This window comes from Brachybacterium tyrofermentans, from assembly GCF_014897585.1.
Lineage (GTDB): Bacteria > Actinomycetota > Actinomycetes > Actinomycetales > Dermabacteraceae > Brachybacterium > Brachybacterium tyrofermentans.
Genome location: NZ_JABUXW010000009.1, coordinates 1 through 22,815 on the forward strand (window position 1 = coordinate 1; position 22,815 = coordinate 22,815).

General features: G+C 70.1%; 21 protein-coding genes. 6 read left to right on the forward strand and 15 right to left on the reverse strand.

The genetic code is table 11. From position 1 onward, the window contains the following. The first annotated feature begins 110 nt into the window (after nucleotides 1-110). On the forward strand, nucleotides 111-1,100 hold the full coding sequence (locus INT49_RS08000; protein ID WP_193117209.1) for an IS481 family transposase: 990 nt from the start codon (nucleotides 111-113) through the stop codon (nucleotides 1,098-1,100). A 301-nt stretch (nucleotides 1,101-1,401) separates the two neighbouring features. Then, nucleotides 1,402-2,523, forward strand: coding sequence for a tyrosine-type recombinase/integrase (locus INT49_RS08005; protein ID WP_193117210.1), 1,122 nt, complete (start codon nucleotides 1,402-1,404; stop codon nucleotides 2,521-2,523). Nucleotides 2,524-2,751: 228 nt separating this feature from the next. Here the strand turns inward: INT49_RS08005 and INT49_RS08010 are convergent, their stop codons facing one another. From INT49_RS08010 to INT49_RS08025, 4 genes are all read right to left on the reverse strand, one after another. Beyond that, on the reverse strand, nucleotides 2,752-4,128 hold the full coding sequence (locus INT49_RS08010; protein WP_193117211.1) for an NAD-dependent succinate-semialdehyde dehydrogenase: 1,377 nt from the start codon (nucleotides 4,126-4,128) through the stop codon (nucleotides 2,752-2,754). Nucleotides 4,129-4,141: 13 nt separating this feature from the next. After that, complete coding sequence (gene doeA, locus INT49_RS08015) at nucleotides 4,142-5,350, reverse strand: ectoine hydrolase (RefSeq protein WP_193117212.1); 1,209 nt, start codon at nucleotides 5,348-5,350, stop codon at nucleotides 4,142-4,144. Continuing rightward, nucleotides 5,350-6,609, reverse strand: a complete 1,260-nt coding sequence (locus tag INT49_RS08020) for an aspartate aminotransferase family protein (RefSeq protein WP_193117213.1) — start codon at nucleotides 6,607-6,609, stop codon at nucleotides 5,350-5,352. Before INT49_RS08020 ends, doeA begins: the two co-directional genes overlap by 1 nt. 169 nt (nucleotides 6,610-6,778) lie before the next feature. Then, the gene (locus INT49_RS08025; protein WP_193117214.1) at nucleotides 6,779-7,816 is read right to left on the reverse strand and encodes a LysR family transcriptional regulator; all 1,038 of its coding nucleotides are present in this window, start codon (nucleotides 7,814-7,816) and stop codon (nucleotides 6,779-6,781) included. Between the two features lie 93 nt (nucleotides 7,817-7,909). Here INT49_RS08025 and INT49_RS08030 point away from each other — a divergent pair, with 93 nt between their 5' ends. Continuing rightward, entirely contained in the window at nucleotides 7,910-8,989 is a 1,080-nt protein-coding gene (locus INT49_RS08030) for an NADH:flavin oxidoreductase/NADH oxidase (RefSeq protein ID WP_193117215.1), read from the forward strand. 39 nt (nucleotides 8,990-9,028) lie between these two features. Here INT49_RS08030 and INT49_RS08035 read toward each other — a convergent pair whose 3' ends face one another. Next, complete coding sequence (locus tag INT49_RS08035; protein ID WP_193117216.1) at nucleotides 9,029-9,694, reverse strand: MarR family winged helix-turn-helix transcriptional regulator; 666 nt, start codon at nucleotides 9,692-9,694, stop codon at nucleotides 9,029-9,031. 100 nt (nucleotides 9,695-9,794) lie between these two features. Here INT49_RS08035 and INT49_RS08040 point away from each other — a divergent pair, with 100 nt between their 5' ends. Continuing rightward, nucleotides 9,795-11,951, forward strand: coding sequence for an MMPL family transporter (locus INT49_RS08040; protein ID WP_193117217.1), 2,157 nt, complete (start codon nucleotides 9,795-9,797; stop codon nucleotides 11,949-11,951). A 98-nt stretch (nucleotides 11,952-12,049) separates the two neighbouring features. Continuing rightward, nucleotides 12,050-12,934 (forward strand): formyltetrahydrofolate deformylase, encoded by an 885-nt coding sequence (locus tag INT49_RS08045; protein ID WP_193117218.1) that lies wholly within the window; start codon nucleotides 12,050-12,052, stop codon nucleotides 12,932-12,934. 3 nt (nucleotides 12,935-12,937) lie between these two features. On the opposite strand, the gene INT49_RS08050 is transcribed toward INT49_RS08045, so the two are convergent. The 3 genes from INT49_RS08050 to INT49_RS08060 all read right to left on the reverse strand — a co-directional run bounded on the left by INT49_RS08050 (nucleotide 12,938) and on the right by INT49_RS08060 (nucleotide 15,901). After that, on the reverse strand, nucleotides 12,938-13,894 hold the full coding sequence (locus INT49_RS08050; RefSeq protein ID WP_193117219.1) for an SDR family oxidoreductase: 957 nt from the start codon (nucleotides 13,892-13,894) through the stop codon (nucleotides 12,938-12,940). Nucleotides 13,895-13,991: 97 nt separating this feature from the next. Further along, complete coding sequence (locus INT49_RS08055) at nucleotides 13,992-14,621, reverse strand: response regulator (RefSeq protein ID WP_193117220.1); 630 nt, start codon at nucleotides 14,619-14,621, stop codon at nucleotides 13,992-13,994. Further along, on the reverse strand, nucleotides 14,618-15,901 hold the full coding sequence (locus tag INT49_RS08060) for a sensor histidine kinase (protein ID WP_193117221.1): 1,284 nt from the start codon (nucleotides 15,899-15,901) through the stop codon (nucleotides 14,618-14,620). The genes INT49_RS08055 and INT49_RS08060 overlap by 4 nt, the downstream gene beginning before the upstream one ends. A 121-nt stretch (nucleotides 15,902-16,022) precedes the next feature. Between INT49_RS08060 and INT49_RS08065 the strand changes: the two genes are divergently transcribed. Further along, on the forward strand, nucleotides 16,023-17,279 hold the full coding sequence (locus INT49_RS08065; RefSeq protein WP_193117222.1) for an acyltransferase family protein: 1,257 nt from the start codon (nucleotides 16,023-16,025) through the stop codon (nucleotides 17,277-17,279). Nucleotides 17,280-17,333: 54 nt separating this feature from the next. Here the strand turns inward: INT49_RS08065 and INT49_RS08070 are convergent, their stop codons facing one another. The 7 genes from INT49_RS08070 to INT49_RS08100 form a co-directional block, all read right to left on the reverse strand. Then, nucleotides 17,334-18,221, reverse strand: a complete 888-nt coding sequence (locus tag INT49_RS08070) for a carbohydrate ABC transporter permease (protein WP_193117223.1) — start codon at nucleotides 18,219-18,221, stop codon at nucleotides 17,334-17,336. Beyond that, nucleotides 18,218-19,159: a carbohydrate ABC transporter permease gene (locus tag INT49_RS08075; RefSeq protein WP_193117224.1), complete on the reverse strand. Its 942-nt coding sequence runs from the start codon at nucleotides 19,157-19,159 to the stop codon at nucleotides 18,218-18,220. The genes INT49_RS08070 and INT49_RS08075 overlap by 4 nt, the downstream gene beginning before the upstream one ends. Beyond that, on the reverse strand, nucleotides 19,156-20,577 hold the full coding sequence (locus INT49_RS08080; protein WP_319021552.1) for a substrate-binding domain-containing protein: 1,422 nt from the start codon (nucleotides 20,575-20,577) through the stop codon (nucleotides 19,156-19,158). The genes INT49_RS08075 and INT49_RS08080 overlap by 4 nt, the downstream gene beginning before the upstream one ends. A 67-nt stretch (nucleotides 20,578-20,644) precedes the next feature. After that, nucleotides 20,645-21,301 carry a hypothetical protein gene (locus INT49_RS08085; RefSeq protein ID WP_193117225.1) on the reverse strand — a complete coding sequence of 219 codons (657 nt, stop codon included), beginning with the start codon at nucleotides 21,299-21,301 and terminating at the stop codon, nucleotides 20,645-20,647. After that, complete coding sequence (locus INT49_RS08090) at nucleotides 21,298-21,771, reverse strand: NUDIX hydrolase (RefSeq protein ID WP_193117226.1); 474 nt, start codon at nucleotides 21,769-21,771, stop codon at nucleotides 21,298-21,300. The genes INT49_RS08085 and INT49_RS08090 overlap by 4 nt, the downstream gene beginning before the upstream one ends. A gap of 35 nt (nucleotides 21,772-21,806) precedes the next feature. After that, on the reverse strand, nucleotides 21,807-22,097 hold the full coding sequence (locus INT49_RS08095; RefSeq protein ID WP_193117227.1) for a hypothetical protein: 291 nt from the start codon (nucleotides 22,095-22,097) through the stop codon (nucleotides 21,807-21,809). Nucleotides 22,098-22,129: 32 nt separating this feature from the next. After that, nucleotides 22,130-22,810, reverse strand: coding sequence for a TM2 domain-containing protein (locus tag INT49_RS08100; RefSeq protein WP_193117228.1), 681 nt, complete (start codon nucleotides 22,808-22,810; stop codon nucleotides 22,130-22,132). Between the last annotated feature and the right edge of the window lie 5 nt (nucleotides 22,811-22,815).

Here is a 22,815-nt window from a genome sequence, read left to right on the forward strand (position 1 = left end):
TCATGATTCTTACCGTTCCTCTCGGTACGGCTTACACAGACCATCTGACACGCCCGACCGGCACGATGGGTGGTGCTGAAGCCGTCCATCTGCTGGAAGAGACCCGTTCCATGACCCACCGTAATTCGCCGCTGACCCCTGCCGGAAGACTCCGCCTGGTCCAACGTGTCGAAGATGATGGTCGCCCCGTCGCCCACGTCGCCGCCGAAGCCGGCATCGCCCGCTCGACTCTGACGAAGTGGGTGCACCGCTACCGCGACGACGGCATCGAAGCTCTCCAGGACCGCCCCAGCGCCCCAGCACGACGACCCTCGCGGCCACCGATCGAGGTCCTCGAACTCATCGACGCCTGGAGACGAGACCGCAAATGGTCCGCCCGCCGCATCGCTCTCGAGCTCGCCGACCGCGGCCACCACTACTGCGTCCGCACCATCGGACGCTGGCTGCAGCGCCTCGGGATCTCCCGCCGCCGTGACCTCGACCCGACCGGGGAGAACAACCGCGAGACCGGGAAGATCATCGCCCGTTTCCCGGGGCACATGCTCCACCTGGACGTGAAGAAGGTCGGCCAGATCCCCGACGGCGGCGGCTGGCGACTCCACGGCCGAGGCAGCACCCGAGCACGCCATCAGCGCGTGGGCTATACCTACCTGCACTCCGCGATCGACGGCTACTCACGCCTCGCCTACACCGAAGCCCTCGAGAACGAGACCGCAGCAACCACCATCGCCTTCTTCGCCCGGGCCAGGGCATTCTTCGCCGCTCACGGCATCACTCGCCTGGTCCGGGTGGTCACCGACAACGGCTCCAACTACCGCGCGAAGACCTTCGTTCGCACCGTGAACGCGCACGCGTCGCGGCATCAAAGGACTCGGCCCTACACGCCCCGACACAACGGGAAAGTCGAGCGCTACCAGCGGATCCTTGCCGAGGAATGCCTCTACGCCCACGCCTTCTACTCCGAAGACGAACGGCGCGAAGCGATCAACATCTGGGTCCACCATTACAACTACCATCGGCCACACACCGCCTGCGCTGATCAGCCCCCGGCCACCCGAGTCCACGAACGTGTCGACAACGTCATGACCTCATACAACTAGCAGGAGTGGCTCGATACGGCCATGCGGGGGACGCACGCGATGTCCGTGCAGGAGGTGCAGAGGGCGACGAGGGCTTAGACCGCGTCGACCTTCGCTGGGCTGGGGAGTTCGTCGGAGGGGCTTTGGTCGAGGACGCGGTGACCGTAGGCTGATGTGATCGGCGAGAGGAGGGGCGTGCATGTCTCGCGCCGCGACCACCAGGTTGGAACCTGGAGAGCACAGCATCGACCGGGCTCAGGTATTCCCGTACCGCGACGGCTTCGCCATCCGATGGTCGATTCGACTCAACAACGGGCGGCTCATGCGCCCGCTCACTCAGGGTCCGACGAAGGGCAAGGTGAGGGCTCGCGCGCGGGCGCGGGCTGCAGACCTGCTGAGCAGCTCCAGCGACGGCAGGTGGAAGGGCACCAGCGACACCCTCGACTATCTGGACAAGGTCACGCTCCCGGCCATCCGTGCTGAGCGACTGGCCGACACGACGACCCGGCGCTACGAGCTCGCGTACCGGCTTCTGCGCGGGGAGTGCGGCGACGAGGCATGCAAGCACACCCATTCTCTGGCCGGCTTGTCGCTGCGAGAGGCGATGCGGCCTCGAGCCCTGATCTCGTGCCTGGAGGAGATCGGGAGGCTGCACGGTGCGGTCAACGCGAAACATGCCAAGACGGTCGCGAAGAAGTACCTGGCGGCGCCACTGCGCGTGGATGAGGTGATCGAGTACAACCCCCTCATCGAGCTGGATCTCGACCTGTCCGGGGCGAAGAGGCCCGCATACTCGCGGGGCGGCCGGGCGCTGACCGCGGAGCAGTACCGCGCGGCGATCGAGTACCTGCTGACCGCCGATCCGGAGGACGTGGAGGCGCCGAAGCGTGGACGGTGGACGCACGGACAGCGGGTGGTCGAGCGGGCCGCGTGCATCGACATCGTGCTCGCGCAGGCGACGACGGGGCTGCGGACCTCTGAGCTGTGCATGAGGCCCACGGAGGACTGCCGCGTGGACGATTCGGGCACGTTCATCGTTGAGTTGTCGCCGGAGGCCACGAAGACGCGAACGGGTCGCCCAGTCCCTGTCCTCGCCCCTGCGGTGAGCAAGCGGTTGGCGGCGAGGCTCGAGTCGGGGTCTCCGTGGCTGTTCCCGTCGCCGACGGACCCGGCCAAGCCGTGGGATCCGCGCAACCGGGACAGGAAGCTCGCGGCGATGTACAAGGAGCTAGCCGAGAAGCTGAACATCGAGATGTTCGAGAATGAGCGCGGGCACTCGTGGCGCACGACGAACAACACCCTGTTGTACGACGTGCTGCCGGAGGCGACCCGCACTCGGTTGTTCGGGCATACGGCAGCCGTGAATCGGCAGCGGTACACGGCGGTCACGAGCACGGAGGCTGTGGTCTCTGCGGCAGCCGCCATGTTCGAAAGTGACCGCTAGAGTGACCGCTAGCGGCGGTATTTGGCGGTCACATCCCGGAACCTCCGTGAAGCATGTGGCTGCAAGTATCCACTCACTGCCAGCGCATTCGTCGTCCGACCTGGGCGTCTACCCCTAGTTCGCTCCGAGTCAGGGGGTCGCAGGTTCAAATCCTGTCAGCCCGACCGACGACGAAGGCCGTCGATCCGCATCTGCGGATCGACGGCCTTCGTCGTGTGCGGATCAGCCTCACGAGCGCACCGGACCCACCCAGATCTGCTGGGCGTTGGTGAACTCGCGGATCCCGTGCGGACCCAGCTCGCGGCCGTAGCCCGAGCGCTTGATGCCGCCCGAGGGCAGGCGCGGATCGGACTTCACGATGCCGTTCACGCTGACCTGGCCCGCCTCGATCCTCCGGGCGAGCTCGACCCCGCGCTCCGTCTCCGTCCAGATCGCGGCGCCCAGACCGTAGGGCGTGTCGTTCGCGAGCGCGAGCGCGTGCTCCGCGTCCTCGGCCGCCATCACCACGGCCAGCGGTCCGAAGGTCTCCTCCGTGCAGGCGGCCATCCCCGGCTCGACGCCGGTGAGCAGGGTGACCGGATAGAAGAATCCCTCCCCCTGCGGCATCTCGCCGCCGAGGACGCGGGTGGCCCCGGCCTCGAGGCTGGTGGTGACCTGCCGGTGGAGGTTCTCGCGCAGTTCCTGCCGGGCGATGGGCCCCACCTTGGTGGCCTCGTCCCGGGGATCGCCGGCCACGAGGTCCTTCAGCTGCGCGGTGAGCAGCTCGACGAACTCGTCGTGGACGGAGCGCTCGACGATCACCCGCTTGGCGGCGATGCACGACTGCCCGGCGTTGATGATCCGCGACAGGGCGGAGACCTCGGCCGCTGTGGCGAGGTCCGCGTCGGCCAGCACGATGCAGGGGTCCGAACCGCCCAGCTCGAGCACCGCGGGCTTGATCTCGCTCGCGGCGATCGCGGCGACCTTCGCGCCGGCCCGGTCCGAGCCGGTGAAGGAGACGGCCTGGATCCTCGGATCGCGGATCGCCTGCTCGACGTCCTCGGTGCGGGCCTGGAGGGTCTGGAAGATCCCCTCCGGGGCACCCGCTGCGCGGAACACCTCCTCGAGCGCGGCCGCACAGCCGGGCACATGGGGATCGTGCTTCATGACGCAGGTGTTCCCGGCCATGAGCGCCGGGGCGCAGAAGCGGAACGCGACCCAGAAGGGGGCGTTCCAGGGCAGGATCCCGAGCACCGGCCCGAGCGGCAGGTACTGGACGTAGGAGCTGGTCGCGTCCGAGGGGAGGTGCTCGTCGGCGAGGTACTCCGCGGCATGCTCAGCGTAGTGCTCGGCGGCCCAGGCGGACTTCACCACCTCTCCGCAGGACTCCCCGATCGGTTTGCCCATCTCCTGCGTCATCACGGGTGCGAGCTCCTCGACGTGCTCCCGCATGTAGTCGGCGACCCGGCGCATCACCGCGGCGCGCTCCTCGATCCCGGCGTCCCTCCAGGCGGGATAGGCCTGTTGGGCCCGGTCGATGATCGCCGTGATCTCCTCGGGGGTCGCGGCAGGCACTTCGCGCACGACGGCGCCGGTGGTGGGATCGATGGCTGTCAGCATGGTCATGATGCAGCTCCTCTCAGAAGCTCGGCGCGACGACGGCAGAGGTGCGGAATGAACGGGCGGAGCTCTCGTGGACGGTGAAATCCTCCGGCAGGGTGAAGAACGACTCGCAGCCGTCCGCGGTGACGTGGACGGTGTCCGAGATGCCGACGGTCTTGTTCCCGTCCACACCCCACATCCACGGGAGCAGATGGAAGGTCATGCCCTCCTCGAGCGGGCGTTCGTCCCCCTCCAGCAGGGAGATGATGTAGCCCTCGTCCCAGGACGGCGGGAACGCGATCCCGATCGAGTAGCCGGCGCGGGTGACGAGCTGCGCCCCCACGTCGTTGCTCTCGATGCGGGTGCGCGTGAGCTCAGCGATCTCGGAGACCGTCACCCCTGGCTTCATGAGGCTGCGCAGCTCCGCGAGCGTCTGCTTCATGAGCTCCTGGGCGGAGTGCATCGAGTCCGAGAGCGCACCGTTGACGGCGGTGCGCATCATGGCGGTGTGATATCTGCGGTAGCAGCCTCCGACCTCGAGGAACACATGCTCCCCGGGCCGGATCATGCGGCCCTCCCAGGTGGAGTGGCCGATCATCGTCCGGGGCCCCGAGGCGACGTACGGGACCACCGCCGGGAACTCGCCACCGGCACGGAACATCGCCGAGGTGATCGCCGCGGCCACATCGTTCTCGGTGGCACCGGCCATCGCGGCGCGCAGCCCCGCGGCCATCCCCGCCTCGCCGGCATAGGCCGCGAGCTGCATCACCTCGATCTCGGCCGGGGACTTGCGGATCCTGCCCTCCTCGACGATGCCGAAGCAGTCCACCAGTCCTTCGCCGAAGGCGTCGTGGAAGCGATCCTGCTGATAGGCGGGGAAGTAGTAGCTGTTGCGCTCGTATCCCACCGTGGCATCCCCGAGGCGCAGGTCGCGCAGGGTGCTGACCAGCTCGAGGATCGCGTCACCGCTGTCGGGATAGGGACGTGAGTGCTCCAGCCAGGTCCGTGCGATCACGTTGGACTCCTCGAGCGCACGGGTGATCATCACCGAATCCGCCTCCAGGGGCACGATCAGGGCCTGGAAGAACGAGTACCCGGTGGTCTGGTAGTCGGTGAGGTACATCAGGTTCTCGGGATCGGTGATGATCACCGCATCGAGCTCCCGCTCCCCCATCCGCCGCCGCAGCTCCGAAAGCCTCCGCTCGTACTCCTCCGGAGCGAAGGTCATATCGGACCGGCGGCGCATCAGTCCGCGTCCGATGCGGCGGCGAGGGCCCCCTCGAGCAGGTCGAGTCCGGCGGCGAGGTCGTCCTCCGGGATCGTCAGCGGCGGGATCAGCTTGATCACCCGCCCCTCACTGCCGCAGGGGCCGATCAGCAGACCGGCCTCGAAGGCCGCCTGCTGGACCCGCTTGGCGAAGGCGCCGTCGTGGGTGTCCAGGGCCTGCATCATGCCGCGCCCGCGCACCTCCCAGCCCCGATCCGGGTTCTTCGCGGCGATGCTCTCGAGCCGATCGCGCATCCGCTGCCCCTTGGCGAGGACCTCGGCGAGGAAGGCCTCGTCGGTGAAGTAGTCCAGCGCCACGGTGCCGGCGACGAAGGACAGCCCCTGCCCGCGGAAGGTGCCCGTATGCGCACCCGGCGACCAGTGGGCGTCGACCTCGGGCTTGTTGAGGTTCATGGCGATCGGGGTGCCGAAGCCTCCCAGGCCCTTCGCGAGCGTGATGATGTCCGGGTCCAGCCCCATCCCGTCGAAGGAGAAGTAGCCGCCGGTGCGCCCCACCCCCGCCTGGATGTCGTCGATGACGAACAGGGCGCCGACCTCGTGGGCGAGGTCCTGGACCTCGTGCAGCCACTCCGTGCTGGCGACGTTCACGCCGCCCTCGGCCTGGACCGCCTCCACGAGGAAGGCGGCCGGGGGTCGCATACCGCTCGAGGGATCCCGCAGCGCTGCGGCGTAGTCGGCGATGGCTGACTCGCCGCCCGGGGCGGTCTCGAAGGGGAGCCGCTGGATGTTCTCCAGGGGCACGCCGGCCCACTGGCGGAACGCATGGTTGGCGGTGGCCGCCAGGGAGCCCAGCGTCATGCCGTGGAAGCCGTGGCTGAAGGCCACGATCTCCCGTCGGCCCGTGGCGAGCCGGGCGAGCTTCATCGCCGCCTCGACCGCGTTGGACCCCGTGGGGCCCATGAACTGCATCTTGTGGTCCATCCCCCGCGGCTCCAGGACCACCTCCTGGAAGCGTGCGATGAAGTCGCGCTTGGTGGTGGTGTAGGTGTCCAGGCTGTGGGCGACGCCGTCGGCCTGGAGGAACGCGATCAGTGCGTCCTTCATGCGCGGGTTGTTGTGCCCGAAGTTGAGCACTCCGGCCCCGGCGAAGAAGTCCAGGTAGGACTTCCCGTCCTCGTCGACCTGCCGCGCATTGGACGCGGAGGCGAACACCGTGGGGTAGTTGCGGCAGTAGCCGCGGATGGTGGATTCGTGGGACTCGAAGACTGTGGCGTCCATGGGAGACCTCTCTTCATCACGGGGGCGATCCCGATCTCCATGACCGACTCCCATAGCGAAGATCGCCCCATCTGGCAAGTGTGAGCCGGTATGCAGACCATCACCCGGGGGTGAGCACCCCGTCAAGCCGCCCATCAACCCCGATCGATCCCGTTATTCGCGATGCAGGTCACAGGCCCGACCATCTGGTAGTTAACGGCTTCTGCCGCCCCTCCGGCGGGGAGTTCCAGCACAGGGCATCGGCGCGCAGCGCGTCGTGGACCCGCGCCACGTCGGGATTGGATCGGGAGCCCGGCCGCCGCACCAGGAAGAGGGTGTTCAACGGCCCGTCACAGGGGTCGTCCAGCTGCACCAGTCGGCCTGCGGCCAGATGGTCGGAGCAGAGGGACCGGGGGACCACGCTGTAGCCGGCACCACGAGTCAGGGCGGCCACGACATCATGCAGGTTCGGCACCGTGAGCGCCGGTCCGATCGGAGGATGCTGCCTGCCGAACACGGTCCGCCAGTACCGCCTCACGATCGGCATGTCCTCCGCATAGCTGACCAGGGGCACCTCCTTCAGCGCGGTGCACAGCTCCTGGTCGCCGCGCTCCTGCGCGATCCATCGCGCCCACCGCGGCGAGGCGACCAGCAGGTACTCCTCGTCGGCCAGGGGGGTCGACTCGAGAGACCGGCCGCGCGGGCGGCGGGTCGTGACGACCAGATCGTGCCGACCCTCACGCAGGCCGTCGATCAGCTCCTCGGGCACGCCGTGCTCCAGCCGCACCTGCACCCCCTCGGCCACCAGCGGCGCCACGGCGGGCAGGAGCCTCGTGCAGAGCAGTTCGGCGGGGCCGGCGAGGTGGACGGGCGCCGCGCGCCCGCCGGAGGCGCAGACGGCGTCGTCGACGTCCGCCAGCGAGTCGAGCGCCTCGGCGACCCTGGAGGCGAGGCCGCTGGCATAGGCGGTCGGCTCCACCCCGCGCGGACCGCGGTCGAACAGCCGATGACCGATGTGCTTCTCGAGCGCCTTGATCTGCGAGGTCACCGTGGGCTGGGACAGGCCGAGCAGCGGCGCGGCCGCCGTGAACGTCCCGGCCCGATAGACGGCGAGGAAGGTGCGCAGCAGGTTCAGATCCGCACTGCCGGCACCGGACCGGGCGGGTTCCACCGACGACGCCGGGCTGCTCGGTGCGATCGGACGTGAGGTGAGCGGAGTCGTGGACATCGCCACATGGTAGGTCAGAGGCGATCACAATCGTGATACCCGACATCGAGATCGCTATTGGTCAGCCGATATCTCCGGGCGTAGCTTCATCGCATGACCCACGCACTCTTCACCCCCATCACCCTGCGCAGCCTCGAGATCCGCAATCGGATCTGGGTGCCGCCCATGTGCCAGTACTCCGTCGACACCCTCGACGGGGTCCCCGCCCCCTGGCATCTCATGCATTACGGATCGCTCGCCCGCGGCGGCGCCGGAGCGATCATCGTCGAGGCCACCGGAGTGGTCCCCGAGGGTCGCATCTCCCCCACAGACCTCGGGCTCTGGAACGACGCCCAGCGCGACGCGCTCGCACCGATCGTCGACCTGGCCCACAGCCAGGGAGCCGCCATGGGCATCCAGCTCGCCCACGCGGGCCGCAAGGCCTCCACCCACCCCGAGTGGGGCACCGAGGGCTCGGGCAGCCTGACCCCGGAGGAGGGCGGCTGGGAGACCGTCGGCCCCTCCGAGACCCCCTTCCCCGGGCTGGCAGCGCCCCGCGCGCTGGACGCCGCCGGGATCGACGTGGTCGTCCGCGCCTTCGTCGCATCGGCCCGCCGAGCGGTCGAGGCCGGCTTCGACCTGATCGAGCTCCATGGAGCCCACGGCTACCTGCTGCACGAGTTCCTCTCCCCGCTGTCGAACCACCGCGAGGACGAGTACGGCGGCTCGCTCGAGAACCGCAGCCGCCTGCTGCTGGAGATCGTCGATGCCGTGCGTGCCGAGATCGGCGACGGGATGCCGCTGCTCGTGCGCCTGTCTGGAACGGACTGGCTCGAGGACGGGCTCCGCGTCGACGAGGTGGGCCAGGTCGGCGCCTGGCTCAAGGAGCACGGCGTCGATCTGCTGGACATCTCCAACGGCGGCAACCAGTCCCCCGCCCCGATCCCCGTCGGTCCCGGCTACCAGGTGCCGCTGGCGACCGCGGTCAGGGCAGCGAGCGGGCTCCCCACCGGCGCCGTCGGCATGATCGACGAGCCCTTCCAGGCTGAGCAGATCGTCGCGACCGGCCTGGCGGACGTGGTGCTCGTGGGCCGGGAGATGCTCCGCGATCCGAACTTCCCGCTGCGCGCCGCGCACGCGGTGCGCTATGACGCGGCACCCATCCCGCCGCAGTACGCGCGCGCCCACCGCTGAGGGATCCGAGAGATCGACCACCGGGCGCCGCGGTGCTCCTCAGGAGCCCGCGGCGCCCGTGGGTCCAGCTGTGCCCCCGCTATCCGCTGCGCCCTCTGCGTCTGCGACGTGAGCAGGGTGCTCGGCCCAGTCGATCCCCTCGATGGAGATCTCCGCGGCCATGTCCTCCAGGAACCGGGTCACGGTCTCCCGCTCCTGAGGATCGAGACGCCGCACCACATGGACCCGACGTGCCTGATGCGCACCGACTGTGCGCAGCGCGGCCGCGCGGGTAGTCGGCTCGATGGTGACGACGATCGCACGCCGGTCCGTGGGATGACGCCCTCGCCGCACATGACCGGCCCGCTCCAGCCGATCGATGAGCTTCGTCGTCGAGGCGCTCGAGATCCCCAGCGACTCCGCCATCACCCCAGGGGTGGCCAGGGAGCCGGCGTTCTCGCTCACGATCAGGAGATGCAGCGCCCGCATGTCCGTCTCCCCCAGCTCCATATAGCGCAAGGATGCCTCCGCCAGGCGCTTCTCCGCCGCCCGCAGATGCACGAGGGCCGCCATCACCTCGTCGATCTGCACGAGGTCGGCCGGGCTCAGCCCGCTGCGATCCACGAGTTCCCCGTGCGGATCGCTCCCCGCGAGGGAGTAGACGCTGGGCAGGTCCCTCTGCTCCCCCGCCTGCTCTCCTGGGGTGTCGGTGTCCTGTCGTGTCATCCGTGAATCGTACTGGGCCAGTATCTCGAACGGAGAGTTACTAGCCAAGCTAACGATGTATGCGACACTGGTCGTCAGTCACCACCGGAAGGTCACCCCCATGAGCGAGTCACGCCTGCTGCGGCCCCTGCGTATCGTGCTTCCCGCCCTGCTGATCCTGGGATGGATCGCTCTCGCCGGGATCGGCGGCCCCTACTTCGGGCGGGTCGACGAGGTCTCCTCCAACGACCGCACCGCGTACCTCCCGGACTCGGCGGAGGCCACCCAGGTCCAGGCGCTCGCCGAGGGCTTCCTCGGATCCGAGGCGATCCCCGCCATCCTCGTCGTGACCTCCGACGAGGAGCTCACCGACGAGCAGCTGTCCGCCCTCACCGAGTCGGCCCGGTCGCTCTCCTCCGTGGACGGTGTGGTCGACGACGTCTCCCCGCCGATCCCCTCCGAGGACGGTCTCGCGGTGCAGGTCGTCGTCCCGGTCGACGCCGATGCCGACATCGGCACCATCGTCGGCGAGCTCGATGCGCAGCTGTCGGCCGATCTGCCGACGGGACTCAGCGCCCACGTGACCGGGCCGGCCGGCTTCTCCGCGGATCTGGGCGCCGCCTTCGCCGGCATCGACGGCCTCCTGCTGGGCGTGGCGCTCGCGGCGGTGTTCATCATCCTCGTCATCGTCTACCGGTCCCTGCTGCTGCCGCTGATCGTGCTGTCCACCAGCATGTTCGCCCTCTGCGTGGCGCTGCTGACGATCTGGCACCTCGCGGCCGCCGATCTGCTGCTGCTGAGCGGGCAGACCCAGGGCATCCTGTTCATCCTGGTCATCGGGGCGGCGACCGACTATTCGCTGCTGTACGTCTCCCGCTATCGCGACGAGCTGCGCCGGCAGGAGAGGAGATGGGCGGCCACCATCTCCGCCCTGCGCGGCACCGTGGAGCCGGTGCTCGCCTCCGGCGGCACCGTGATCGCCGGACTGCTCTGCCTGCTCCTGTCGGATCTGAAGTCCAACAGCACCCTGGGGCCCGTCGCGGCGATCGGCATCGTGTTCGCGATGCTCGCGGCCCTCACCTTCCTGCCCGCCCTGCTCTATGTCGCCGGTCGAGCGGCCTTCTGGCCGCGCCGCCCGCGCTTCGACCCGGCTTCCTCCCGGAGCACCTCGTCCGCAGCCGACCACGGCCTCTGGGGGAAGGTCGCCACCGCCGTGTCGCGCCGTCCGCGGCCGGTCTGGATCCTCACCGCGGTGCTGCTCGCCGTGGGCTGCGTGGGCGCGCTCCAGCTGGACGCCGACGGCGTCCCCCAGTCCGACCTCGTCCTCGGAGCCTCCTCCGCCCGCGACGGCCAGGTCGCGCTCGGGGAGCACTTCCCAGCCGGTGCCGGCAGCCCGGTCGAGGTCATCGTCGCCGAGGACGACCTCCAGGCCACGACCGACGTGCTCCTCGCGGACGACGGCATCGACGCCGTCTCCGTCGTCGCCGCGGACTCTCCGAGCGGCTCCGCGACGGTGAGCACCGAGGGCATCCAGGCCCAGGGGCCTCCCGGGACTCCCGCTCCAGCACCCACCGTGGTCGACGGCAGGGTGCTCGTCCAGGGCACCCTCACCGACGCCCCGGACTCCTCTGCGGCGGAGCAGACCGTGCGCGATCTGCGTGCCGCGCTGGACGAGGAGGATTTCGCGGAGATCGTGGGCGGGGTGACGGCCACATCGATCGACACCAATGACGCCTCCGCCCATGACCGGGCGCTGATCATCCCCGTCGTGCTGGTGGTGATCCTGCTGATCCTCATGCTCCTGCTGCGCTCGGTCCTGGCTCCGGTGCTGCTGGTGGCCACCACGGTGCTGTCCTTCGGCACGGCACTGGGCGTGGCCGCGCTGGTGTTCAACCACCTCCTCGACTTCCCGGGCGCCGATCCGGCGGTGCCGCTGTTCGGCTTCGTCTTCCTCGTCGCACTGGGCATCGACTACAACATCTTCCTCATGACCCGGGTCCGGGAAGAGGCCCTGCAGCACGGGACCCGGGAGGGGGTGGTGCGCGGACTGGCCGTCACCGGCGGCGTGATCACCTCGGCCGGCCTGGTGCTCGCGGCGACCTTCGCCGCCCTCGCGGTCATCCCGATCCTGTTCCTCGCACAGATCGCGTTCATCGTCGCCTTCGGCGTGCTGCTGGACACCTTCGTGGTCCGCACGCTCCTGGTCCCGGCCCTGGCGCACGACCTCGGCAGGGTGATCTGGTGGCCCTCGACGCTGTGGCGCGACGGCCGGAGCTGAGCGCGAGCCTCCCGACGCCGTGACGTCGGCCCCATTCCGGGGCCCCGTCATGCGGGCGGTCATCGCCCCGGGCCCCGTCCCCTCCTAGACTTCCGGGCATGAGCAGTCCGATCGCCGCCACCGGTGTCCCGTCCCCCACCGTCGAGTACGTCCTGACCTTCGTGTGCGAGGACCGTCCCGGCATCGTCCATGCCGTCACCGGGGCCATCGTCGAGGTGGGCGGGAACATCACGGAGAGCCGCCAGTTCGAGAGCGGCAGCTCGCATCGCTTCTACATGCGCCTGCAGCTGACCACCACGGCGACCGCCGAGGAGATCGCCGCGGCGCTGGCCCCCGTCGTCGAACGCTTCGGCATCGAGCACCGGCTCGACGTGGTGGGACGGCCGGTGCGCACCCTCGTGCTCGGCTCCACCGCCAAGCACTGCGTGAACGACCTGCTGTTCCAGGTCGACGCCGGCCACCTGCCCATCGAGGTGCCGCTGATCCTGGCCAACCACCCCACCCTCGAGCCCCTCGCGAGCTTCCACGGGATCCCCTTCGAGCACCTGCCCACCAAGGGCGAGGGCGCCAAGGCCGCCTTCGAGGACCGGGTGCGCGCGGCGATCGACGAGCACGACGTCGAGCTCGTGGTCCTGGCCCGCTACATGCAGATCGTCTCGCCCGAGCTGTGCGCGGAGCTCGCCGGGCGCTGCATCAACATCCACCACTCGTTCCTGCCGGGGTTCAAGGGCGCGAACCCCTACCGCCAGGCCCATGCCCGCGGCGTCAAGCAGATCGGGGCGACGGCCCACTTCGTCACGAGCGATCTCGACGAGGGCCCGATCATCGAGCAGGACGTGATCCGCGTGGACCACACCCGCTCCCCCCAGGAGCTCATGGCCATCGGGCAGGACGCCGAGGTGCGCACCCTGCGGCAGGCGGTCACGTGGTTCGCCCAGTCCCGCGTCCTGCTGGACGGGACCCGCACGATCATCTTCCGCTGACGTTCAGAAGACGGGGCGGCCGCCGGTGACGCCGAGCACGGTTCCCGAGACGTAGCTCGCCTCGGCGGGGCAGGCCAGGAACACGAAGGCACCGGCGCACTCCGCCGGCTGGCCCGCGCGGCCCAGCGGCGTGTTGCCCCCGAACTCGACGTAGTCGTCGCTGATGCGGGTCGCGACGTTCAGCGGGGTCCAGATCGGCCCCGGGGCGACGGCGTTGACACGGATCCCCCGCGGCCCCAGATCCGCCGCCAGATTCACGGTCACGTTGTTGATCGCCGCCTTGGTGGCCGCATAGTCCATCAGCGGCACCGACGGGTCGTAGGACTGGATCGAGGAGCAGTTGATCACCGACGCGCCCTCGCCGAGATGCCGGGCCGCCTCCTGGGTGATCCAGAACAGCGCTTCGAGGTTCGTGGTCAGCGTGCGGTGCAGCCGCAGGGAATCGATGCCGTCGAGGCCCTGCGGCTCGGCGCGACCCCACTGGAAGGCGGCATTGTTGACGAGCACGTCGAGGCCGCCGTGCTCGGCGACCGTCTGCGTCACCAGCGACCGGGCGGTGCTCTCCTCGCGGATGTCGCCGGGCAGCAGCAGGGCCCGGCGTCCCGCCTCCCGGATCCACCGGCCGGTCTCCTCGGCGTCCTCCTGCTCCTCGGGGAGGTAGGAGATCGCGACGTCGGCGCCCTCGCGGGCGTAGGCGATCGCCACGGCGCGGCCGATCCCGGAATCCCCACCGGTGATGAGGGCGGACAGACCCTTCAGACGTCCATGGCCGACGTAGCTGTGCTCGCCATGGTCGGGCACGGGATCCATGGGCGCGGTCAGCCCTGGCGGCTGCTGGTCCTGCTCCGCGAACGACGGGCGGCCGTCGACGGTGGCGAGATCGCGTGCACGCCGAGCGATGACCGGTGACAAGGTGCTCTCGGGATCTCGGGGCGACTCGGTGGACGAGGACTGGCTCATCACGACTCCTTCAGGGACGGATCGGGCGGTGACTGGTCGCGTGGCCCCACCGTAGGCGGCGGCGCGCCGCGACGCCGGATCCCGTCCGAACGGTCGCTCAGACCAGCCCGAGCTCCCAGGCCGTGCGGACCGCGGAGGCCCGGTCGCCGACGCCGAGCTTCTCGTAGACGTGCATCAGGTGCGTCTTCACGGTCGCCTCGCCGATGCCGAGCCGTGAGGCGGCGGCGCGGTTCGTGCAGCCGTCCGCGACCAGGCGCAGCACCTCCGCCTCCCGACCGCTGAGGGCGATCCGGGCCCCGGGTGCACCGGTGAGGGCCGCGAGGGCGGCCGGGGCGAGGACGGCACGGCCCGCGACGAGGTCGTGCACGGCGCGGATGACGTCCTCGCGGCGCGTGTCCTTGAGCAGGTAGCCGTCGGCCCCCGCCTCGAGCGCGCTGCGGATGTCCCGATCCGTGTCATAGGTGGTGAGGACCAGGATCCGCGGCCGCTTCCGACCACCGCCGCGCAGGGCCCGGATCGCGTCGACGCCGTGGCCTCCCGGCATCCGCAGGTCCATGAGCACGACGTCCGGCGCGGAGGAGCCGATCACCACGAGAGCCTCCACCCCGTCCTGCGCGGTGCCGACGACCTCGAGGCCCGGCTCGGCCCCGAGCATCGCGACGAGTCCGTCGCGCACCACCGGATGGTCGTCGACGACCACCACCCGCACCGGATCCGTCCCTGTCATCGGGGCACCCTCGCCGTCACGGTGCAGCCCCGGCCGGTGCGCGCGTCGACACCGAGGTCCCCGCCGGCCTCGAGGGCGCGGGTCCGCATGTTCTCCAGGCCGTGACCCCGAGGCACCGTCTCCAGGTCGAAGCCGATGCCGTCGTCCACGACCTGCAGGATCTGGTCGCGGTCGTCCCCGGTCAGCGTCACGCTCACGGCGCCGGCCTCCGCATGGCGGGCGATGTTCGCCAGCGCCTCCTGCGCGATGCGCACCAGCACCTCCGCGTGCCGGCCGTCGCGGGGTGCGTCGTCGCCGTCGAAGCCGGCGACCACCCGATGGGTCCGTGCCCAGCGGGCGACGAGGGTGGACAGCGCCTCGACGACGTCGCCGTCGTGCAGCTGGTGCGGCCCGAGCGCCTCGACCGCACGGCGGGCCTCGAGCAGGCAGTCACGGGCGGCCTCCTCCGCCACGGTCACGCGATGCCGCGCGGCCTCGTCGATCCCCGGACCCACGGCCTCCAGCTGCCGGATCACGCCCACCAGGCCCTGCGCGACGGTGTCGTGGATCTCGCGCGAGAGCCGGGTCCGCTCCTCCCCCGCTCCTGCGCGCCGCGCCCCGGCCATCAGCTGCTCGTGAAGCCGGGAGTTCTCCTCGTTCACCCGGGAGATCTCGGCCAGCGAACGCTCGCGCTGCACGAGGAGCCCCTCCCGCTCGCGCGCCAGGTGCATCATGCCGAGCGCGATCAGGAGGTTCACCGCGGCGAGCCCGGCGAAGAACCAGGTCTCCTCGTGGACCACCCGGAATCCGCCCACCTGGCCGACCGCGCACAGCAGCGCGGTCGCCACGACGACGGCCCTCTCCCGTGCGCCACCGAGGAAACGACCGGAATCGAGGTACCCGCAGAAGGCATAGATGCAGGTCAGCGGATTGAGGACGAGCGCAACGAGGACCAGCACGAGATGCAGACCGTAGCCCGCGATGAGCTGGGGTGAATCAGGGCCGGTGCGTCGCAGCGTGCGCTCCAGCACGACCCGCAGGGCCAGGAGGGCCGCAGTGGGCACGAGCGCCCACGTCACCGGCTCGCCCACCATCCAGGTGTGCGCCGCGATCCATCCCACGATCCAGGACACGATCAGCAGGGCAGGAGGGATCCACCGCTCGATCACCGCGCCGAGCGGGCCCGGTGCCAGGTCGGGCTCGACATCGGGACGCTCGAGACCTGGGCCCTCGAGCTCGGGGCCGTCGCCGACAGGCCCGTCCCCGACCCGCCGCCCGGTCGTCGCGGGATGAATCGCCATACCGAGCAGTCTCGCCGCAGATGCTCGCCCGCGCCAGGGTGGCGGCATCCACTGATCGGTGGAGGGCCCTGATCCCGATCGGGCGAGGCGGCGAGCCTCCCGCTCCCCTAGCGTCGTTCCCATGTCCTCGCACCCTGTTCCTGCCGCGCCGACTCCCGGCTCCTCGGCTCCGCCGTCCCCGGCCCCCACCCCACCCGGCGCCTCGCCGCGCCTGCACCATCTCGACGCGCTGCGCGGTGGGGCGCTCCTGCTCGGGGTGCTCCTGCACGCGCTGATGCCCTTCCTGCCCGGCGGGTACTGGCTGGTCGACGACATCCACGAGTCCGGCGTCGCCCTCGGCGCGGTCGGCGTGATCCATCTGTTCCGGATGGTCCTGTTCATGATGCTCGCGGGGTACTTCGGGCACATGGTGCTGCATCGACGGGGCGCGGGGTCCTATGTGCGCGATCGGCTGCTGCGCATCGGGCTCCCGCTCCCCACTCTCGGGCCGGTCCTGTTCGTGCTGATGGTCGGTGCCTTGGTCCTCAACGGCGTGATGCGTGATCTCGGGCCGGCCTCCGCCCCACCGGTCGATCCGGGCGCCCCGACCGGCTTCCTCGCCCTGCCCACGATGCACCTGTGGTTCCTGCTGCTCCTGGTGGAGATCGCGCTCGTGGTGGTGGCGGTGCGGGCCGTGCTGGTGCGGGTGCTGGGGGCCGACCGGGCCGGGAGGCTCTCCGGCCGGATCAGCGATCTGCTCGCGTCCCGGGCGGGACTCCTCGTGGTCGCGGTGCCGTATGCGCTGGGGCTGATCGTGCAGGGCGGCGGCATGGCGAGCATCACCGAGCCGTACACGCTGGTCCCCGTGGCCGGCGCGAGCATCGCCTACAGCGGCGCCTTCCTGGCCGGATGGTTCCTGCGCTCCCGGCCGGATGCGCTGACCCGCGTGGAACGCCGATGGGTGCTCCACCTGGGCATCGCCCTGGTCCTCACCCCGGTGACGCTCCTGCTGTCGCCGATGCTGCCCGGGGCCGTCGTGGCCATCAGCGCGGCGCTCGCCGGCTGGGCGTGGGTCTACGGGCTCCTGGGACTGTGCGCGCGCCTGGTGCGTCGCGAGATCCCGTGGGTGCGCTACCTCGCAGATTCCTCCTACTGGGTCTATCTCCTGCACTTCCCGCTGCTGCTGCTGGCGGCGGTGCCGCTCGCCGATCTGGGGCTGCCCGTGCTCGTCAAGCTGGTGCTCACCCTCGGGGTCGTGATGGCGGTGCTGCTGCTGAGCTACGACCTGATGGTGCGCCCCAGCTGGATCGGGAAGTGGTTGAACGGGCACCGTCGGCCGTCGGCCCTCCTCGCCCGTCGGGGCAGCCGGCGCACCCGGCGCGAGCCCTCCGTCGCCTGAGTCGACCGGCATGACGGCGGCGCCGATCCACCCGGATCGGCGCCGCCCGGCGGATCAGCCCTTGACGCCGCCGGCGGCCGCGAAGCCCTTGCCCAGGTTGCGGCCCAGGAACAGGTAGAGGGCGACGACCGGCAGCGAGTAGAAGATCGAGAAGGCCGCGAGCTGGCCGTAGGCGACCTGCCCGTACTGCGAGGAGAAGGTGTACAGCGTGACCGCCGCCGGCAGGTTCTCCGGGCTCAGCAGCAGCATGAACGGGACGAAGAAGTTGCCCCACATGCTCACGAACGTGAAGATCGTGGCGACGGCGAGGCCCGAGCGCATCAGCGGGATCACCACGGACCACAGGGCACGCAGCACTCCGGCGCCCTCGGTCCAGGCGGACTCCTCGATCTCGATCGGCACGCCGTCCATGAACCCCTTGGTCAGGAAGATCGCGTAGGGCAGCGAGCTGGCCCCCAGGAACAGGATCGCCCCGAACATCGAGTCGATGAGGTTCACCTGCACGAACAGCGAGTACACCGGGATCATGATCGCGGTGATCGGCAGGCCGGTGGAGAAGATGATCGTCAGCAGCAGCGAGCGCTTGGCCCTGAAGCGGAACCGGGACATCGGGTAGGCGCACAGGATCGCCGCGCACATCGTCACCACGGTCGCGCCGCCGCACAGGATCAGCGAGTTCAGCAGGGGCCGGAAGGTGGTCTCCGCGTTCCAGATCGCGGAGAAGTTGCCCAGGCTCCAGCGGTCGGGCCAGGCCACGGACAGCGAAGCCTCGGTGTCGAAGGACGCCAGCACGACCCACAGCAGCGGAACCAGGAACGCGAGACCGATGACGATCATCACCACGGTGCTGGCGACATGGGCGCTGCGGGCTCGGGAGCCCTGCTTGGACACCTTCGCAGTGGGTGCATCGCCCTGCGGGCGGGTACGGGTGGTCGCGCTCATCGCTTGTCCTCCTCGGGCAGCAGGCGCAGGTACACCAGCGAGGCGACGGCCCCGATCAGGAGCAGCAGCAGGGCCACGGCGGTGCCGTACCCGAGCTGTCCGTAGGAGAACGCCTGCTCGTACATGTACAGGGGCAGGGTCTGGCTCTGTCGGGCCGGACCACCGCCGGTCATGATGAAGATGAGCCCGAAGACGGAGAGGGTCTGGAGGGTGGTCAGCATCAGGTTGGTCGCGATCGCCGGGCGCATCAGCGGCAGGGTCACGGAGACGAAGCGGCGCACGGGGCCGGCGCCGTCCAGGGCCGCCGACTCGTAGATGTCGCCGGGCACCGAGCTCAGGGCCGCCGAGTAGACCAGCATCGAGAAGGCTGTGCCGCGCCAGATGTTCGCGAAGGAGACCGCGATGATCGGGGCCGTGAAGAGCATGTCCTGACCGGGCAGACCGATCGAGGTGAGGATCGTGTTGAGGCTGCCCTCGGCCGCGAAGAACGTGTACAGCAGGTAACCGGCCACGACCTCCGGGAGGATCCAGGCGGCGATCACCACCGAGGTGACCACGAAGGTGATGATCCGGTTGGCGCGCTCCATGAGCTGCGCCAGCAGCATGCCCATCACGTTCTGGCCGATCACGGCGGAGACCACGGTGAAGATCAGCGTCAGGGCGACGGAGTTCCAGAAGTCGGCGTCGGTGAAGGCGTCGACGAAGTTGTCGAAGCCCACGAAGCTGGTCTCGGAGGCGCCGTCGCCGCGGATGGCGCTGTCGGTGAAGGCGAGGTACAGCGAGTAGATGATCGGGCCGAGCATGAAGCCGACCAGCAGCACCCCGGCAGGCACCATCGGCAGGGCCCGGGAGAGGGTGAGCCCGTCACCCAGCGTGCCGTGACGTCGGCGCGGGGCCGGGGCGGTGCGCCCGGGAACAGGTGGGGCGTCGGTGGTCATGCGGAGGCCTCCTGCACGTTCTCGGGGCCGACGATGTCGGTGACTGTGGCGTCGTAGGCGGCGGCTGCGGCGTCCGGGCTGGTCCCGGTCATGACCGCCTCCATCGCCTCCTGGATCGCGGAGGACACCTCGGGATAGGCCGGCAGGGCCGGACGGTAGTAGGCGGTCTCCAGCAGATCCGTGAAGTACTCGACCGCCGGGGAGTAGCTGAGGTACTCCTCCTTGTCCGCGACGTCGGCGCGCACCGTGATGTGGTTGTCGGCGATCGCGTACTGCACGAGGGTCTGCGTGGAGACGAGCTTCTCGAGGAAGCGGTAGGCCACGTCCCGGTCGGTGACGTACTCGGGGATCGACAGTCCCCAGCCGCCGGCCAGAGTGATCGTGCCGGTCCCGCCGCCGTCCTGCGTGGGCATGTCCGCCAGGCCGACCACATCGGGCCACTCGGGCCAGGGGCGGGCCGCCGTCTCCGTCCAGTTCTGCGAGATCCAGGAGCCGTCCACGAGCATCCCGAGCTTGCCGTCGGGCAGCAGCGAGGAGTAGATGGTCTCGGAGATGTTGGGGTCGAGGTGCTGACCGAGGGTCGCCGTGAGCTCTTCGTCGAAGAGGGTCTTGAGGAAGGTCAGGGAGTCCACGAATCCGGGGCTGCCCAGGATCCACTTCTTGGTCTCGGCGTCGTACAGCCCGCTCCCATCCCCGGTTCCGTACAGGAGCATCTCGAAGCCCTGCATCGAGGCCTTCTCCCCCTGCGGCGTGCCGGCGAAGAGGAAGAACGGGATCGCCTCGCTGTCGGAGTCGCGGATCGCGCGCGCCGCTTCGAGGATGTCCTCCCAGCTCCCCGGCTGCCAGTCCGGCGGCAGGCCCGCCTGCTCGAAGACGTCGCGGTGGAACCAGATCGCCCGGGTGTCCGTGGTGATGGGGACGCCGTAGGCCTCGCCGTCCTCACTGGTGACGGCCTTCTTCGATGCCTCCGCGATGTCGTCCCAGTGCTCGAATCCCTCGACCAGGTCGGTGATCGGCTGCAGATAGTCCGCCCCGACGTCGGAGAGCAGGATGAAGGAGTCCTCGTACACGAGGTCGGGGCTGGTGCGGGGTGAGCTCATGAGCAGCTCGTTCTTGGTGAAGTAGTCGTTCTCGGAGGCGACGATCGGCACCAGCTCGACCGTGAGCTCCGGGTTCTCGGCGGAGAACTCCTGTGCGGCAGTGGTGATCCATTCCTGCTTGATCGTGCCGGAGCCGAACTGCTGGAAGGCGATCCGGATCGAGTTCGGATCTCGCGAGCTGCCGGAGCATCCGGCCAGGGCGGTCAGCGGGAGAACGGCGGCCGCGCCCGCGGTGAAGCGCAGGAACGTGCGGCGGTCGGTCAGGGGCGGGTGGTGCGGTCGTGGGGGCACGGGGACCTCTTCGTCGTGGTCGATCACGAGCAGAGACCCTATACGGTGCGGCGCACATCACAAGTCCGGAGCCAGGGCGTGGACAACCGCTCGGTCAGGGACGCTGGCGGGCCCGTCCCACACCCTGCGCCTGCTCAGCGTCGGAATACCGCATCCCGACCGGCACCTCGGCGAGCTCGAACCAGCGGGCGGCGTGGGGCAGCAGGCGCACATCGTGCCAGGGCAGCTCGAAGCCCGGATCCTGCCACAGCGTGAGGGCGATATCAGCCCGGCGTCCCGCGGCGACGAGCACCAGACGGCGCAGGCGGGACAGCGGGTGGGCGGAGGCGCGAGCCGTCGGGGGGATCGCGACCACTCCGCCGAGATCGAGGGGCCAGACCGTCTCGCCCCAGTGCAGCTGAGCCTGCTCGCCGTCGCCGGCGATCACCGCAGGCGGGCGGAGATCCACGGCACCGACGCGGACCGGGGCGAGGGGCGTGCCCCGGTCGAGGACCTCCCGCTGGACCCAGGCGCCGGGGAGCACGAGCCGTCCGTCGACCGAGACATCGACCAGCAGGGAATCGGCGAAGGGAAGCAGCGGCGTCCCGAGGCGCCCGGCACGGGCCATGTCCCGGCGGGGCGCGGCGATCACCCGGACGACGGCCAGGTCTCCCGGGGCGTCGGTCAGCGGGATGGTCACGCGGGTGCCGGGCAGGGGGTCGGACGGTCCGCCCCGGTCGCGCGGACGGGACGGTGGGGAGAGCGGGGTCATCGACGGAACCGGGCCTCGGGCCGGTCGGCCCGGATGAGCTCGAGCTGCTCGAGGAACCGGTCGTTCATCGGGGGCGGCGCATCGATCGGGAACCACTGCGCCTGGGTGTTCTCGCCGTCGGCCGGGTACGGCTCTCCCCCGTCGTGCTCGCACAGGAAGCACAGATCGAGGTACTGCGCGACGTCGCCGTTGGCGTAGGTGATCGGCGCATGCGTGCGCACGTCGACGAGGCGCAGCGCCGTGCAGTCGACACCGGCCTCCTCGGCGACCTCACGGACCGCAGCGGTGGCCGGCTCCTCGCCGGGGTCGATGATGCCGGTGACCGGGGTCCAGGCACCGGTGTCGGCGCGACGCACGGCGAGCATCCGGGTGCGAGCGGGATCGAGCACGAACGCGGTGACCCCGGACAGCCAGAGCGGGGCGTGGCCGACGTGCTCCCGGAGGGCGAGCACGAACTCGGGCGTGGCCATGGTCCTCCTTCTGCGAGGGGTGGATGCTGTACGGGTCAGCCGCCCAGGATGACAGGCAGGAACGCGAGGCCGAACGCCAAGACCATGAACACGACATAGGCGAGGGCGATCAGGAGCCCCACGCCGAGGAGCACCCAGAAGATGATCCAGCCGACCTTGTTCATCTGCTGGGCCTGCCGCGGGTCCGCGTTCAGCTGCACGAGGGCGATGATCCCGAAGATCGCCGGGATGGTCCCTCCGCAGAGGAATCCGACGACGATCAACCAGATCGCGCTGGTCTGGATGGATCCCCGATCGGGGGAATATTCCTGGGGCGGATAGCTCATCGTGCTCCTCCGGCGGCGTGGTCGATCACGGGTCAGTCGGTGAGCGGACGACCGCGGGCGTCACGCTCGAAGGTGGGCGACTTCGCGAGCACCATGATGCCCTCGATGATGCCCCACCACGCACCGAACCCGCAGGTGATCAGGGTGACGAGGATCTGGACGATCCCGATGGTGGTGTAGCCCAGCAGGAAGCGGTGCACACCGAAGCCGCCGAGGAAGATGCCGAGCAGGCCGACCACGAGGCGGCTCTGCGCCTGGGGATCGTGCGGGGCCCCCATCGGGGCCGGCTGGCCGCCCTGCGGGCCACTCTGCGGACCGTATCCGGCGGCGCCGGGCTGTCCGAAGGGATCTGCGCCCGACGGGACGGGCCCACCGGCCGGGGTCCAGTTCTGCTGGCCCGCACCGGACGCCTGGCCGTACGGGTCCGACGCCGACGCGCCCGATCCCTGGCCGTACGGCTGCTGGGCCGCGGGCTGTCCGGCCTGCGGGGCACCGTAGGAGTTCTGCTGGCCGTACTGCTGATCGCCCTGTTCGCCACCGGGCGCGCCGTAGGGGTTCTGCTGACCGTCCTGCGGCTGCGCCCACGGGTCCTGTGCGGGCTGGGCATCCTGCGGGGCGGCCCACGGGTCCTGACCAGGGGTCCCCTGCCCCGCCTGCTGGGCGTCGTCGCCGCCCTGAGGCGTCCAGGGGCCGTTGTCGCTCGGGGTGCTCATGTCCC

Excerpts from the sequence above, each read along its gene's own strand:
- INT49_RS08055 (WP_193117220.1), bottom strand. The coding sequence starts at position 14,621 with ATGACAGGGACGGATCCGGTGCGGGTGGTGGTCGTCGACGACCATCCG.
- INT49_RS08085 (WP_193117225.1), bottom strand. The coding sequence starts at position 21,301 with ATGACCCCGCTCTCCCCACCGTCCCGTCCGCGCGACCGGGGCGGACCG.
- INT49_RS08075 (WP_193117224.1), bottom strand. The coding sequence starts at position 19,159 with ATGACCACCGACGCCCCACCTGTTCCCGGGCGCACCGCCCCGGCCCCG.
- INT49_RS08095 (WP_193117227.1), bottom strand. The coding sequence starts at position 22,097 with ATGAGCTATCCGCCCCAGGAATATTCCCCCGATCGGGGATCCATCCAG.
- INT49_RS08005 (WP_193117210.1), top strand. The coding sequence starts at position 1,402 with ATGCGCCCGCTCACTCAGGGTCCGACGAAGGGCAAGGTGAGGGCTCGC.
- INT49_RS08010 (WP_193117211.1), bottom strand. The coding sequence starts at position 4,128 with ATGACCATGCTGACAGCCATCGATCCCACCACCGGCGCCGTCGTGCGC.
- INT49_RS08090 (WP_193117226.1), bottom strand. The coding sequence starts at position 21,771 with ATGGCCACGCCCGAGTTCGTGCTCGCCCTCCGGGAGCACGTCGGCCAC.
- INT49_RS08030 (WP_193117215.1), top strand. The coding sequence starts at position 7,910 with ATGACCCACGCACTCTTCACCCCCATCACCCTGCGCAGCCTCGAGATC.
- INT49_RS08065 (WP_193117222.1), top strand. The coding sequence starts at position 16,023 with ATGTCCTCGCACCCTGTTCCTGCCGCGCCGACTCCCGGCTCCTCGGCT.
- doeA (WP_193117212.1), bottom strand. The coding sequence starts at position 5,350 with ATGCGCCGCCGGTCCGATATGACCTTCGCTCCGGAGGAGTACGAGCGG.
- INT49_RS08050 (WP_193117219.1), bottom strand. The coding sequence starts at position 13,894 with ATGAGCCAGTCCTCGTCCACCGAGTCGCCCCGAGATCCCGAGAGCACC.
- INT49_RS08045 (WP_193117218.1), top strand. The coding sequence starts at position 12,050 with ATGAGCAGTCCGATCGCCGCCACCGGTGTCCCGTCCCCCACCGTCGAG.
- INT49_RS08020 (WP_193117213.1), bottom strand. The coding sequence starts at position 6,609 with ATGGACGCCACAGTCTTCGAGTCCCACGAATCCACCATCCGCGGCTAC.
- INT49_RS08070 (WP_193117223.1), bottom strand. The coding sequence starts at position 18,221 with ATGAGCGCGACCACCCGTACCCGCCCGCAGGGCGATGCACCCACTGCG.
- INT49_RS08000 (WP_193117209.1), top strand. The coding sequence starts at position 111 with ATGACCCACCGTAATTCGCCGCTGACCCCTGCCGGAAGACTCCGCCTG.
- INT49_RS08040 (WP_193117217.1), top strand. The coding sequence starts at position 9,795 with ATGAGCGAGTCACGCCTGCTGCGGCCCCTGCGTATCGTGCTTCCCGCC.
- INT49_RS08025 (WP_193117214.1), bottom strand. The coding sequence starts at position 7,816 with ATGTCCACGACTCCGCTCACCTCACGTCCGATCGCACCGAGCAGCCCG.
- INT49_RS08100 (WP_193117228.1), bottom strand. The coding sequence starts at position 22,810 with ATGAGCACCCCGAGCGACAACGGCCCCTGGACGCCTCAGGGCGGCGAC.
- INT49_RS08060 (WP_193117221.1), bottom strand. The coding sequence starts at position 15,901 with ATGGCGATTCATCCCGCGACGACCGGGCGGCGGGTCGGGGACGGGCCT.
- INT49_RS08035 (WP_193117216.1), bottom strand. The coding sequence starts at position 9,694 with ATGACACGACAGGACACCGACACCCCAGGAGAGCAGGCGGGGGAGCAG.